Annotated in this window: 13 protein-coding genes; 7 read left to right on the top strand and 6 right to left on the bottom strand. The window is 62.4% G+C overall.

What is annotated here, in order from left to right:
* Positions 1–21: 21 nt before the first annotated feature.
* Positions 22–963 (bottom strand): EamA family transporter, encoded by a 942-nt coding sequence (locus GN300_RS13145; RefSeq protein ID WP_050656967.1) that lies wholly within the window; start codon positions 961–963, stop codon positions 22–24.
* Positions 964–1052: 89 nt separating this feature from the next.
* On the opposite strand from GN300_RS13145, the gene GN300_RS13150 reads away from it, so the two are divergent.
* The gene (locus GN300_RS13150; protein WP_003943476.1) at positions 1053–1946 is read left to right on the top strand and encodes a LysR family transcriptional regulator; all 894 of its coding nucleotides are present in this window, start codon (positions 1053–1055) and stop codon (positions 1944–1946) included.
* 109 nt (positions 1947–2055) lie between these two features.
* Here GN300_RS13150 and GN300_RS13155 read toward each other — a convergent pair whose 3' ends face one another.
* Entirely contained in the window at positions 2056–2433 is a 378-nt protein-coding gene (locus tag GN300_RS13155; RefSeq protein ID WP_003943489.1) for an SHOCT domain-containing protein, read from the bottom strand.
* A 240-nt stretch (positions 2434–2673) separates the two neighbouring features.
* Complete coding sequence (gene leuA / locus GN300_RS13160; protein WP_003943488.1) at positions 2674–4482, bottom strand: 2-isopropylmalate synthase; 1809 nt, start codon at positions 4480–4482, stop codon at positions 2674–2676.
* Between the two features lie 270 nt (positions 4483–4752).
* Here leuA and GN300_RS13165 point away from each other — a divergent pair, with 270 nt between their 5' ends.
* The 4 genes from GN300_RS13165 to GN300_RS13180 are packed head-to-tail and all read left to right on the top strand — an operon-like array spanning position 4753 to position 8427.
* Positions 4753–5118, top strand: coding sequence for a hypothetical protein (locus GN300_RS13165; RefSeq protein ID WP_003943492.1), 366 nt, complete (start codon positions 4753–4755; stop codon positions 5116–5118).
* Complete coding sequence (locus tag GN300_RS13170; protein WP_063315201.1) at positions 5118–6071, top strand: hypothetical protein; 954 nt, start codon at positions 5118–5120, stop codon at positions 6069–6071. The genes GN300_RS13165 and GN300_RS13170 overlap by 1 nt, the downstream gene beginning before the upstream one ends.
* 49 nt (positions 6072–6120) lie before the next feature.
* A complete protein-coding gene (locus tag GN300_RS13175) occupies positions 6121–7386 on the top strand; it encodes an aspartate kinase (RefSeq protein WP_003943494.1) in 1266 nt (421 codons plus the stop codon).
* Between the two features lie 6 nt (positions 7387–7392).
* On the top strand, positions 7393–8427 hold the full coding sequence (locus GN300_RS13180; RefSeq protein ID WP_042447794.1) for an aspartate-semialdehyde dehydrogenase: 1035 nt from the start codon (positions 7393–7395) through the stop codon (positions 8425–8427).
* A gap of 62 nt (positions 8428–8489) precedes the next feature.
* On the opposite strand, the gene GN300_RS13185 is transcribed toward GN300_RS13180, so the two are convergent.
* Complete coding sequence (locus tag GN300_RS13185) at positions 8490–8831, bottom strand: Imm51 family immunity protein (protein ID WP_063315200.1); 342 nt, start codon at positions 8829–8831, stop codon at positions 8490–8492.
* A gap of 43 nt (positions 8832–8874) precedes the next feature.
* A complete protein-coding gene (locus tag GN300_RS13190; protein ID WP_007731498.1) occupies positions 8875–9525 on the bottom strand; it encodes a TetR/AcrR family transcriptional regulator in 651 nt (216 codons plus the stop codon).
* A 149-nt stretch (positions 9526–9674) separates the two neighbouring features.
* Between GN300_RS13190 and GN300_RS13195 the strand changes: the two genes are divergently transcribed.
* Both GN300_RS13195 and GN300_RS13200 read left to right on the top strand, forming a co-directional pair.
* Positions 9675–11456 carry an acyl-CoA dehydrogenase gene (locus GN300_RS13195; RefSeq protein WP_063315199.1) on the top strand — a complete coding sequence of 594 codons (1782 nt, stop codon included), beginning with the start codon at positions 9675–9677 and terminating at the stop codon, positions 11454–11456.
* 1 nt (position 11457) lies between these two features.
* On the top strand, positions 11458–12390 hold the full coding sequence (locus GN300_RS13200) for an oxygenase MpaB family protein (RefSeq protein ID WP_081557256.1): 933 nt from the start codon (positions 11458–11460) through the stop codon (positions 12388–12390).
* A gap of 88 nt (positions 12391–12478) precedes the next feature.
* Here the strand turns inward: GN300_RS13200 and GN300_RS13205 are convergent, their stop codons facing one another.
* Entirely contained in the window at positions 12479–13795 is a 1317-nt protein-coding gene (locus GN300_RS13205) for an HNH endonuclease signature motif containing protein (protein WP_063315198.1), read from the bottom strand.
* Positions 13796–13829: the final 34 nt, after the last annotated feature.

The following is a 13829-nucleotide window of genomic DNA, read 5'->3' on the forward strand; positions in this document are numbered from 1 at the left end:
CGAGTTTGGCACAGGGCGTCGTCAGACGCCGAGTCGCGCCGGTGGTGAGGCTGCAGGTGTGTCCGAGAAAACAGTGTTCGCGGGCTTACGTCTCATCTGTGCGGCGCTCGCTCCGGCGATCACGATGACCGCCCCGACCAGTGACAACGGGCTCGGATCCTCGTGCAGGAACAGCCAGGACGCGCCGATTCCCACGACTGGCACCAGCAAGGAGAGCGGCGCCACCATGCCGGCGGGATAGCGGCCCATGAGCATCGTCCAGAGCCCGGATCCGGCGATGGTGCCGAGCAGAATGATGTAGGCCAGCCCGACCAGCGACGGCCAGGCGTCGGCGCTGAATGCGGTGCCGAGTGCGTGCCAGCCGACTGTGGGGCCCTCGACCACGGCTGACAGTGCGAGCATCGGCAACGGCGGGATGACACACATCCACAACATCAAGCGCATCGGTGCAGGCTCGCCGACGGTGTTCGCCGCGGCCAAGCGGCTGCCGAGATTGCCGAACGCCCAGGACAGGCCGCCGAGGAGCGTGAGGATGACGGGCAACAGTGCCGCGTGGTGCGAGCGGTCCCAGCCGATCAAGGACATCCCGCCAACGGCGACGGCGATACCGGAGACCTGCCAGACGCTGAGCTTCTCGCGGAGCAGGAACGCGCCGAGTAGGACGGTGAACGGTGCTGACGACTGCAGGACAAGTGATGCAAGGCCCGTCGGCATCCCTGAATGCATCGCCCAGAAGAGGAAGACGAACTGGCCGAATCCGAAACCGAATCCGTAGAGCAGCAGCCAACGGAGCGGCACCTGTGGACGCGGCACGAAGATGACCACCGGAATCGCGATGATCAGAAACCGCAGCGCTGCGAAGAAGAATGGCGGGAAATGATCCAGGCCGACGCGAATGGCCAGGAAGTTCAGACCCCACAAGACGATCACGGTCAGGCCGAGGAGACGGTCGCGGGGAGTCATGCGTTAATCGTGAGCCTTACGAAGCATCAGAACAAGCGAATATAGATGCACTATCCATGTAGTTTTGCTACATGGATATTCGTCACCGTATGGATGCCACGCGCTTGCGAATCCTCCGCGAGCTCGCCGACCGAGGAACCGTCGGCGCTACTGCTCTCGCCCTCTCGATGACGCCGTCCGCCGTCTCGCAACAACTCAAGATCCTCGGACGAGAAGCGGGGGTCTCGCTCCTCGAACCGGACGGGCGCACGCTGCGCCTCACCGACGCGGGTCGAGCGCTGGTGCTTCGCGCCGACGACGTGGTGGCGGCGCTAGACCGGGCGGCGGACGAGATGGCGTCGTACCGAGGCTCGCCGCGGGGAAAGGTGCGAGTCGCGTTCTTTCCCTCCGGCGCGGCGCTCCTGCTGCCCGGTGTCCTGACGGCGCTGAAGAACTCGGACGTGGACATCGACGCCTACGACGTCGACAAACCGGCGTCCGCCGTCCCTGGGCTGTTGGCCGATCACGATGTGATCCTCACTCACCGTGACGAACGCGGAGCCGAGACGTCGTTTCCCCGGGTAAGCGTGCAACCGCTGATGCGTGAACCGATCGATCTGGTGCTGCGGCCTGATCATCCACTCGCCGAGCAGGATTCGGTCCGGCTGGAACAATTGGCCGACGAGAACTGGATAAGCGTGCGCGGCGGGTTTCCGGTCGACGACGTTCTGCTGTCGGTTGCGTCGGTAACCGGCGTCCAGCCTCGCGTCGCTCATCGGATAAACGATTTCCGCGTCATCGAAGAACTGGTGGCGGCGGGCCACGGCGTGGCTTTGATGCCGCGATACGCGATCACGCATCCCGGAGTGTCGAGGAAACCGGTGGCGGGAGTGCGCGCTGCACGAGTTTATGAATTGGCAACTCGGTTACACGCCAACCGCAGTCCGGCTATCGGAGTCGTGCTCGACGCCTTTCGTGACGTCGCGCGTGCTGTCGGTGAATGAGCAGCTGTTGGTGAATGAACACAAAACGGGAGCGACACGATTAGTGTCGCTCCCGTTTCGGTAGTGCAATCCTCACGGTTTAGTGAGGGTCGCTTAGTGAGGGCCGGTATCAGGCGAGAGCCTTGGCCTTCAGTGCTGCGAATTCTTCTTCACTGATGGTGCCGGCGTCGAGAAGTGCCTTTGCATCTGCGATGGATTCGGCCGGGGACTTTCCGGCAACCTCACGGATGTAGCTGTCCTGTGCGTTCTTGACCTGCTGCGCAGCCTCGAGGGACCGCTGTGCCATTCCGTCACTGCGAACGATCAGGTAGACGAGCGAGGTGAGCAGCGGAATGAAGAACAGGAAGACGATCCAGATTGCCTTCACCCAGCCGGAGGTCTTGTGATCGCGGAACAGGTCGGTGATGATCGAGAAGAGCAGGATCAAGTACGCGATGAACGCGAAGCTGATGATGATCAGCCAGAGGAAGTCCCAAAAGGAATCCATTGTCGAGCTCCATTTCACAAGTCGGATTTGTCTGAGCTGACTATCTCACGCGCACGTGGCGTCTGCATCATCCTCGATGGGTGAATTCTTTTTGTTAACTTCGCTAACCGACTCTTTCGGGACCAATGTCATGCCGAATCGAAAACATCGACCGAAAATCTTCAGTGCTCTGAAAACGACCCTGGCCCCACCCGAAAATCGGGTGAGACCAGGGATTGTTCACGAGTCAGGAGCTGAGTGTCAGCTGGCGCGGTTCACTGCCGAGACCACAGCGCGCAGCGAGGCCGTCGTGATCGACGTGGCGATACCCACACCCCAGACGACGGTGCTCTGACCCTCCGGGCCCGTCACGGCGCACTCGACGTAGGCCGCGGCCTGGGCGTCGTCACCGGCGGACATCGCGTGCTCGGAGTAGTCGAGGACACGAACGTCGAAGTTGATGCTTCCCAGCGCGTCGACGAAGGCAGCGAGCGGGCCGTTGCCGGTTCCCGAGATCTCCTGCTCCTTGCCGTTCACCTTGACGATTGCGGTGATCGCATCGGTGCCGCCGTCCTCCTCGGACGCGGTGACCTTCTGCTTCATGCGCTCGAGCGGGGTGATGGGAGCGAGGTACTCCTCGTGGAAGACGTCCCACATTTCCTTCGGCGAGACCTCGCCGCCCTCGCCGTCGGTGATCTTCTGGACCGACTGCGAGAACTCGACCTGCAGACGACGCGGCAGCACCAGACCGTGATCGGCCTTCATGATGTATGCGACGCCGCCCTTGCCGGACTGCGAGTTCACACGGATGACGGCCTCGTAGCTGCGGCCGACGTCCTTCGGGTCGATCGGCAGGTAGGGGACCTGCCAGAGAATGTCGTCGACGTCGGAGTTCTGGCTGTCGGCGTCGACCTTCATGGCGTCGAGGCCCTTGTTGATCGCGTCCTGGTGGCTGCCGGAGAACGCGGTGTAGACCAGGTCGCCGCCGTACGGATGACGCTCGTGGACGGGCAGCTGGTTGCAGTACTCGACCGTGCGACGGATCTCGTCGATGTTCGAGAAATCGATCTGCGGGTCGACGCCGCGCGTGAACATGTTCAGAGCGAGAGTGACCAGGCAGACGTTGCCGGTGCGCTCACCGTTGCCGAACAGGCAGCCTTCGATGCGGTCCGCGCCGGCCTGGTAGCCCAGCTCGGCTGCAGCGACACCCGTGCCGCGGTCGTTGTGGGGGTGCAGCGACAGGATGACCGAATCGCGGCGGGCCAGGTTGCGGTGCATCCACTCGATGGAGTCGGCATACACGTTGGGTGTAGCCATCTCGACGGTGGCGGGCAGGTTCAGGATGACCGGGTTGGCCGGCGTCGCACCCAGGGTTTCGGTGACGGCGTCACATACTTCCTTGGCGTACTCGAGCTCGGTGCCGGTGTAGGACTCGGGCGAGTATTCCCAGCGCCAGTTCGTGTCCGGGTACTTCTTCGACTCGGCGAGGACCAGTTCGGCGGCGTCGGTGGCGATCTTCTTGATCGTGTCCTTGTCGGCGCGGAACACGACGCGGCGCTGCAGAATCGAGGTGGAGTTGTAGAAGTGCACGATCGCGTTCTCGGCACCTTCACAGGCCTCGAACGTGCGCTTGATCAGCTCGGGACGCGACTGCGTCAGCACCTGGATGGTGACGTCGGACGGGATGGCGCCGTCCTCGATGATCTCGCGAACGAAATCGAAGTCCGTCTGGCTCGCGGACGGGAAGCCGACCTCGATCTCCTTGTAGCCCATACGAACCAGGAGATCGAACATACGACGCTTGCGCGCCGGGCTCATCGGATCGATCAGCGCCTGGTTGCCGTCGCGCAGGTCAACGGCACACCACTGGGGTGCTCGGTCGATGATCTTGTCCGGCCAAGTGCGGTCGGGCAGCGTGACCGTCTCGACCTCTTCGGCGAACGGGCGGTAGCGGAACGTCGGCATCGACGAGTTCTTCTGCGTGTTCCACGCAGGCTGGTCGGACGGTGCCGGCTTCGTGGGCGGGGTGATGGTGCGAGTGCCGGTGGTGAATGCGTCAGCGGGGGACATGGGTGTGATCTCCAGGATTGTGGACCCGGCCTGTTGACCTGTTGGTCAAGACCATGAGTCCGGAAGGCTTGGTCGACCGGCGCACAAAAACCCCGCGGCGGGAGGCCAGTCTGGATCAGACCCCGTCGCGGCAACCAAGAAGGAGTGCGCGCTGCATGCACAGCACTCTACTCCTGGATTTCGCGAGAAATCGGTGGGGTTCGCCCTCATGTCCAATTTGTCGCCGAATTGTGCTGCCGTTTCGGCCCCGAAAATGGTGGACTGTCGTCCATGGATCCCCGAATCGCCGTGGCGAGCACGTACCTCGACGCGCTCCGCAGTCACGATGGCAGTTCCGTACCGCTGGCCCCGGACGCGGTACGCCACGAGGTCGGGCTCAAGACCGGATTTTCGGGGAATCATTTGCGGCGCAGCCTTTCCGGAGGTCCTCAGTATCGCGTGATCCGCGACATTCGTGAGGTGGAGTGGACGGTCGACGGGGACGACCTGACGGCTGACTACCTCCTCGACGCCGGGTTGTTCGGGCGGAACCTGATGACCGTTCGGGTTACCGAGACCTTCCGGATACCCGCTGACGATCACCGCATTCACCACATCACCGCGAAGATTCGACCGGCGCGCGCCAAGCACACGTGATGCGCTCGATCCGCTGGATCGTCTGTTCACTGCTGATCGTTCTCGCTGGTCTCGGTGCTGCCGGCTCGGTGCTCGCGCTGTTCGTCCACACCCAGGTGAACGACACCGACAGTTACGTCGAGACGGTTGCCCCGTTGGCTTCCGAACCTGCTGTCCAAGCGGCTGTCGTTGATCGGCTGACCGAGGAACTGACGCAGCGGTTGGACCGGTTTCCGCAGGTGGTGACGAGACAAGCCGAGAAACTTGTTCGGGAGGCGGCTCAGTCGTTGGTCTCCAGCGACCAGTTCGCGACGCTCTGGACCGCGGCCAACCGTCAGGCGCACGCGCAACTTGCTGCGATGGTGACCGGCAGAGCCACCGACGGCATCGTTCGGTCCGACGACAGCGGAACAGTCACCTTGTCCCTCGAGCCGATCATGACAGAACTGCGGACGAACCTCCGCGATCGCGGATTCACCGTCGTCGATCGTCTTCCGACGTTCGATCCGCAGTTCGAGATCCTGCAATCCGACGAGCTGGTGCGGGCCCAGGACCTCTCGGACACTCTCGACCGGGCAGCGGCCTGGCTGCCGTGGGTGTCGCTGGCCTGTGCGATCGCGGCCGTCGCAGTTGCGCCGAGGCGAATGCGCGCACTGTCCCTGGTCGGGCTGGCGACGGCGGTGGCGATGATCGCCCTGTTGGTGGCGCTGGCCGTCGTGCGGCGAGTCTATTTACAGAATTCAGACATACCGTCATCTGAGGCGGCAGTCGCGGTGTACGACGCGCTGGCAGTTTCGCTGGTCAGCAGTATCCGCGTGCTTCTCGCCTGCGGAGTTGCCGTCACGGTGGTCGGTTACGTTGCCGGTGGCTCGCGTTCTGCGACGTTGATGCGATCGCGGATCTCGCAACTGATCCCGCGCGGATCTGAGGCGAACAGCAGTACGCATCGGGAAGTCCCAGGACCACCTCGGTAAGCTCGACCTCTGGTATCTGTAAACAATTTCGACCTGGAGGTAGAAACGCGTGGCTCTCGTCGTCCAGAAGTACGGCGGATCCTCGGTGGCAACCGCCGAGCGCATCCGACGAGTCGCTGAACGGATCGTCGAGACCAAGAAGGCCGGCAATGATGTCGTCGTCGTGGTGTCAGCGATGGGCGATACCACCGATGAGCTGCTCGATCTGGCTCAGCAGGTGTGCCCTTCCCCGCCGGCCCGTGAAATGGACATGCTGCTGACCTCGGGTGAGCGCATCTCCAACTCCTTGGTAGCGATGGCAATTCACTCCCTCGGCGCCGAAGCTCGTTCGTTCTCGGGCTCACAAGCCGGAGTCATCACGACCGGCAGCCACGGAAACGCCAAGATCATCGACGTCACGCCGGGCCGTGTTCGCACTGCGCTGGACGAAGGCTCGATCGTTCTGGTCGCCGGATTCCAAGGCGTCAGCCAGGACAGCAAGGACATCACGACGCTCGGACGCGGTGGCTCGGACACCACTGCCGTGGCGTTGGCAGCTGCACTCAACGCCGACGTCTGCGAGATCTACACCGACGTCGACGGCGTTTTCTCCGCCGATCCGCGCATCGTCCCCGACGCTCACCGCCTCGAGACGGTTTCCTTCGAGGAAATGCTCGAACTCGCAGCGTGTGGTGCCAAGGTGCTCATGCTCCGGTGCGTCGAGTACGCCCGTCGTTACAACGTGCCTGTGCACGTCCGTTCGTCATACACCACCAAGCCCGGAACAATCGTGTCCGGATCGATGGAGGACATTCCTGTGGAAGAGGCCCTGATCACCGGAGTCGCGCACGATCGCGGCGAAGCCAAGATCACCGTTGTCGGATTGCCGGACACACCGGGACACGCTGCCAAGGTGTTCCGCGCAGTCTCCGATGCCGAGATCAACATCGACATGGTGCTGCAGAACATCTCCAAGGTGGAGACAAACAAGACGGACATCACCTTCACGCTTCCGACGGCCGACGGCCCCCGCGCCGTCGAGATCCTGACCAAGCGTCAGGAAGACATCGGCTTCACGCAGATCTTGTTCGACGACCACATCGGCAAGGTTTCCCTGGTCGGCGCCGGAATGCGGAGCCACCCGGGCGTCACCGCCACGTTCTGCGAGGCGCTGGCCAAGGCAGACATCAACATCGACCTCATCTCGACCTCTGAGATCCGCATCTCAGTGCTGGTCAAGGACACCGAATTGGACGACGCTGTACGTGTCATCCATGACGCTTTCGGGCTCGGTGGCGAAGAAGAAGCAGTAGTACACGCTGGAACGGGACGGTAATTTCTCATGACGACTATCGCTGTTGTCGGTGCGACCGGTCAGGTCGGCATCGTCATGCGCACTTTGCTCGAAGAGCGGAACTTTCCCGCGGACAAGGTGCGGTTCTTCGCATCTGCACGCTCCGCCGGTAAGAAGCTGCCCTTCCGCGGCGAAGAGATCATCGTCGAGGATGCGGCCGCCACATCGGATGAGGACCTGAAGGGCATCGACATCGCCCTGTTCTCAGCCGGTGCGACGCTCTCGCGCGCCCAGGCTCCGCGCTTCGCTGCTGCCGGCGCGACCGTTGTCGACAACTCTTCGGCATGGCGCAAGGATCCCGAGGTTCCCCTCGTGGTCAGCGAGGTCAACCCGCAGGACACGAAGAACCTGGTCAAGGGCATTATCGCGAACCCCAACTGCACCACCATGGCAGCGATGCCGGTGCTGAAGGTTCTGCACGACGAAGCCGGTCTGCAGCGTCTGATCGTCTCCAGCTACCAGGCCGTGTCCGGTAGCGGCATCGCCGGCGTCGAGGAACTCCTCGGCCAGGTGCGCGCCGTAGTCGGCGACGCGGAGAAGCTGGTTCACGACGGCAGTGCCGTCGACTTCCCGGCCCCGAACAACTACGTCGCCCCCATCGCGTTCAACGTCCTGCCGCTGGCAGGTTCGCTGGTCGACGACGGAAGCGGCGAGACCGACGAGGATCAGAAGCTCCGCAACGAGAGCCGCAAGATCCTCGGACTTCCCGATCTGTTGGTTTCGGGCACCTGCGTGCGCGTTCCCGTCGTGACCGGGCACTCGCTCGCGATCAACGCAGAGTTCGCCAACCCGCTCTCGGTTGCTCGCGCCAAAGAGATCCTCGCCGACGCTCCGGGCGTCGAGCTGGTCGAGGTTCCGACGCCGCTGGCCGCTGCCGGTGGTAACGCGTCGCTGGTCGGTCGTATCCGTCAGGATCCGGGTGTCCCGGAGGGACGCGGACTCGCGCTCTTCGTTTCGGGCGACAACCTGCGTAAGGGTGCCGCGCTCAACACGATTCAGATTGCCGAGCTGTTGGTCGGCTAGATCTTTCGTTCGGTACCGGCCCCGCATCTAGGTGTGGGGCCGGTGTCGTTTCGACAGGCGCTCTAGTCGAGTTCGGAAATGGCGACCAGGCCACCGAGGTACTCGGCATCCGAATACGCTTTGGCGAGTAGCGCTCCGAGCTCACCGAGAGCTTCGGTGTCGCTGCCGTACGCAACAAACATGCCCGCTTCGGGATCGGTGCCGAAGCGGCCCTCCAGATGCGGTGCATCGCGGCCTACCACTGCGTGGGCGACCGACGCCCAGTCGTAACCGGAGCCTTCGAAACCCTCTACCTGCTCGAATATCGATGCCACCTTGCCGAAATGCTGGTCGGTGAGCATCAGTGACCAGTTGCCCGGAGACGTTTCGAAAAGCTGTAGCGGTTCGATCGATGGTGATGTCATGCGTGTATTGAAGCAGATCCGACCGACAGGTTTCAGTCGGCCGCTAACGCCCGACCGATTGTGCGAGAGCCACGGCAAAACTGGAAAGTCGTTCTCGGGTATAGGTTTCGGGATCACTGACGGCCAGTCGTCCGAGCATTTCGGCGAACGACATCATGGTGTGTGCGAGGAGAACCGGATCAAGGCCTTCGAGCTTCGACTCGAGGGCAATCCCGGCGCGGGCCAGTTCTTCGGCGCGGGCGAAGACAGCTCCGCGAGAGAGCTTCAACAAGCCGTGATACTCGCTGGGGGCGTTCTCGACAGACGTCAGAATCAGGCGCCAGCGCGTCGGGTTCTCCAGTACGGCGTCGACGAAGGCGCCGACGGTCCCGGTGTACGACGCCGCTGGGCCGAGTTCGCTCAGATCTGTCGGCATGGTTTCGAGCACCTGAGCGATGGCTCGCTCGTGCTCGCGGCGCAGCAGTGCAGCGACGAGATCGGTCCTGGTATCGAAAATCGTGTAGAGGACGGGCTTGCCGACACCGGCTTCGGCAGCGACGGATTCCATGCTGAGGTTGTGCAGGCCAACGCGGCCGGTGACCTCGAATGCTGCGTCGAGGAGCTGCTCGCGACGTTGCTCCGGCGCCATGCGAGGGGCGTACTTGCGCCGCGGTGTATCCGTTGCGTCAGCTTGTGACCTGGTCATCGTGTGCATCACCTCCGCTCTCACCCTAATCTGCCTGCCACTTCTTCGTGAATAATACGCAACCGTTGTATTCATCGTCTGCAATTGTTACGGTGGCGTTGTATTCGAATGGTGCTCAGTGAGGCGCCTCTGCCGAGATCTCGAGGAGAACAACCGCTATGACAGCGTCGACCTCTTTAGTGCCGAATGATCTGCTGCTCCATCCCTCCACGTACGATCGGCCGGAGTTCGACGCGACCACGCGGAGACTGCTGGGCGCGACCGTCGACTGGTTCGAGGCGCGTGGAAAGAACCGACTCCTGGCCGACTATCACGACAAGATCTTCTACTCCGATTTCCTCGATTTCGCGGCGAAGGAAGGTCTGTTCGCCACATTTCTGACGCCCGCCCGCGACAGTGGTGGCGACTCTGACAAGCGCTGGGATACCAGTCGTATCGCCGCGCTGTCCGAGATCCTCGGCTTCTACGGACTCAACTACTGGTACCCGTGGCAGGTGACCATCCTCGGTCTCGGGCCGGTGTGGCAGAGCGACAACGAGACGGCAAGGGCGCGAGCAGCTTCCGCTTTGGCTTCCGGAGGCGTTGCGGCATTCGGACTGTCCGAGAAAGAGCATGGCGCGGACGTCTACTCCACGGACATGGTCTTGACGCCCAACGGCAGCGGCGGGTACCTGGCCAGCGGTTCGAAGTACTACATCGGAAATGGCAACTGCGCCAACACGGTCTCTGTCTTCGGCCGTGTCGACGGAGTGGAGGGCACTGATCAGTACGTCTTCTTTTACGCCGACTCGGACCATCCGGCATTCACCGTGGTGAAGAACATCGTTCCGGCCCAGATGTACGTAGCGGAGTTCTCACTCGTCGACTATCCCGTTGCGGCAGAGGATATCCTGCATACCGGCGAGGCAGCATTCAGTGCCGCACTCAACACCGTGAACATCGGAAAGTTCAACCTGTGCTTCGGCGGAATCGGTATGTCGACTCATACCTTGTACGAGACGATTACCCACGCGCACAATCGAATCCTGTTCGGCAATCCCGTCACGGCGTTCCCACACGTACGACGTGAATTCGTCGACGCGTACGCGCGCCTGCTGGCGATGAGGCTCTTCTCGGATCGTGCGGTGGACTACTTCCGCACCGCATCGCCCGAGGACCGCCGCTACCTCTTGTTCAATCCCGTCACCAAGATGAAGGTGACAACCGAGGCACAGAAGGTGATCGGACTGCTCTCCGACATCGCTGCGGCAAAGGGCTTCGAGAAGGACAGCTACCTCGCGGTGGCCAAGATGGATGTCGACGGGCTGCCCAAGCTCGAGGGGACCGTCGCCGTCAATCTCGCCCTGATCGCCAAGTTCATGCCGGCGTACCTCTTTGCCCCCGAGTCATTTCCGGCGATTCCGACGCGCAACGATGCAGCCGACGACGAGTTCCTGTTCCGTCAGGGCCCGGCACGGGGGTTGTCGAAGGTTCGATTCGACGACTGGCGAGCGGTGTACGCGAAGTTCGCGGATGTTCCCAACGTTGCACTGTTCATGGAGCAGGCAGAAGCGCTCGTGACCCTTTTGGCCGAAGCTGCACCGGATGCGGCGCAGCAGGTCGACTTGGACTTCGGCCTGGCGATCACCGAACTCTTCACCCTCGTCGTCTACGGCCAGTTGATCCTCGAACAAGCCGAGATCTTGGGATTGGACGAGGGGCAGCGGAGCGGTGGGGTGCTGGATCAGATCTTCGATGTCCTGGTCCGCGACTTCAGTGCTGCAGCGGTGGAGTTGTACGGAAAACCCAGCGCCAGTGAAGATCAGCAACGGTTGGCACTGGCATCTATTCGGCGCCCCACGTTCGCGGCGGAGCGATTCGAGTACGTCTGGCAGCAAGTAGTCGCCTTGTCTGGTGCCTACGAAATGAACGGTGCCGGCTCAACGAACGGGGAGGAATGAAATGTCTGAACTGACGATGAATCGACCGCGTGAGGATTACGGCTTCTTCGGCCCAGGATCACCCAGTTGGAAGATCTGGGCCGCGCCGACAGCGCTGATCGGGTTCCAGCGGTCGGTGGTGCTCGAGCACTTCGACCCCTTCTTGGCTGCCGCAGTGGCAGACATGAGCGGGATTTACAGCGATCCGGCCGGGCGACTCGACCGAACCTTGGCGTACTTCCTGACCGTCGCCACTGCCGACGGGCGGACAGCACTGGCGCTGTCCGACCACCTCATGACAGTTCATGCTCAGGCTACGGGCGTTGAACCGATCACCGGAACTCGTTACAGCGCAAACAATCCGGCGTCACAACTCTGGATCCACGTGACGGGTTGGCATTCGGTGCTCAAGTGCTACGAGATGTATGGGCCGGGCCCGCTTTCAGCTGTCGAAGAGCAGCGGTACTGGGAAGAATGCGTGATCGCTGCCGAACTACAGACATGCAAGACCTCCGACGTTCCACGCTCCCGAGACGAGGTACGTGAGTACTTCGCTGAAGTCAGGCCCAGATTGTGTACCTCCGAGCGTGCCAACCGGGCGATGCACTACTTGTTGAGAACACCGAGAGCGCAGGGGAAGACGAAGTTCGCGACATTCAGCCGATTGGTCGCGCCGGCCACTATCGCGACTTTGCCCGGCTGGATGCGAACGATGGGTGGGTTCGATCAGCCAGCGTTGTTGGACAGAGCAATTGCGCCCGCGGTGCGAACGGCAGTCCGGTTGGGTAGTTCACCGAAGAACATGACCACTGCTCTGAAAGTCATTGCGCCGATGACGGGCAAGGTGTTGGAGCGCCACCTGCGTGACGAGCAACCCCTGGACCCGAGAGTTGTCACGCCAGCGGAGATTCGGGAGCGATTCCCGCGAGCCGCCAAGGTTGCGCAGGCCGTCTGACGGGTTCGCCACGGCCTGTTGGCACCGCATCGGGGGGATCCCTTCGATGCGGTGCTCGGCCGTGTTCTGTTGTGCCTGAGGTTCGTTCTCAGGTTTTGAAGGTGGTGTTCGCCGGCCGCGGGTGCTGCTGCGGGTCGATCGAGGGCGGCGGGATGAACCAGGGTTTGTTGTCGACTCCGATTCGGATTTCCCATTTCCCGACGAACCCTGATTTTCGGTGCATCAGCCGGTGATGTGAACGGCACAGCAGGACCAGGTTGTTCATCACCGTCGGCCCACCGTTCGCCCAGTGCCGGATATGGTGCGCATCCGTCCAGGCCGGTACACATGTGCAGCCCGGGAAGGCGCAGCCTTTGTCTCGGGCGATGAGGGCGACGCGTTGTTCGGCGGTGACCAACCTCTTCCCTGGTTGCGCATCCAAGGGCGCGCCGTGATCGTCGAGCAGAACGGTCGAGAGGAAACAATCACACCCGAGAAGTCGGGTCTGCGACACCGACAGTGGCCCGAGCCAGGGCATGTGCCCGACATCAAGATCCGACAAGTCCAGATCGGGTGAGCCTTCGTCGTCCACATCAGAAGGCGACGCGGCGCAATCCCGATGCTCAGCCAAATCACGAGCATTGATGTGCACGTTCACGTGCGGGCGTTGACCACCGTCTGTGCCTGTTTTGGCGCAGTCGAGATAGCGGCGGATCAGTTCGGTGAACCCGTCGGCAGTTCGTTTCGCTGCCGACCGAGCATCCGGGGTTCCATCGGGTGCCGGGGTGGGCATCGTCAGATTCGACAACGCCGACAACAGCATTTCGCCGGTGAGGGCGTCGAAATCCCCGCGCACCACCACTCGACCGTTCAATGTCGACGCGATCCGCAGCTCATTCCGGTCGACGTCTTCGGCGGGTGGAATTTCATCGGATTCGAAGATTCGCTCCAAGGTCGCGATCACGTTCCGCACTTTCGTGGTCGTCGCTTCCACGCCCGACGCAGCCGCAAGCAGTAGGTCGATACAGCGAGGGAGCGCGGCGTCTGGCATGCCTTTCGGTGGTGATTCACAGAACGCCACGATCAACACGGCATGCTCGAAGGAGCAGTCCCCGCCATCGAACCGAGCAGCCACCGCCGGAAACGGCCGCAAAGCTGCACCTAACGCGGCGATCTTCTTCCCGTCCCGAACCTGCAACATGGTGTTCGCCGCCAACCAGGACCCCACACCGCGACTGGCAATCACCTGATCATCCGGGCGCAACGACAACTCGTCCACCACCGCCACACGCACAGCTTCGAGACGAAGAATCTCCGCACTCGCCGACACCGCAGCAGCGCGCAACTCGGCAGCAGTCAACCGCCACAACCGTCCGCGTAACCCCACCGCAGAACCAGACACCACGTCCGACAACAAGACAGTCATTGAACCCCCCGATCCCCTCCCCAAATCATACTCG

Source organism: Rhodococcus sp. Ni2 (assembly GCF_021352185.1).
Taxonomy (GTDB): Bacteria; Actinomycetota; Actinomycetes; order Mycobacteriales; family Mycobacteriaceae; genus Rhodococcus_F; species Rhodococcus_F qingshengii.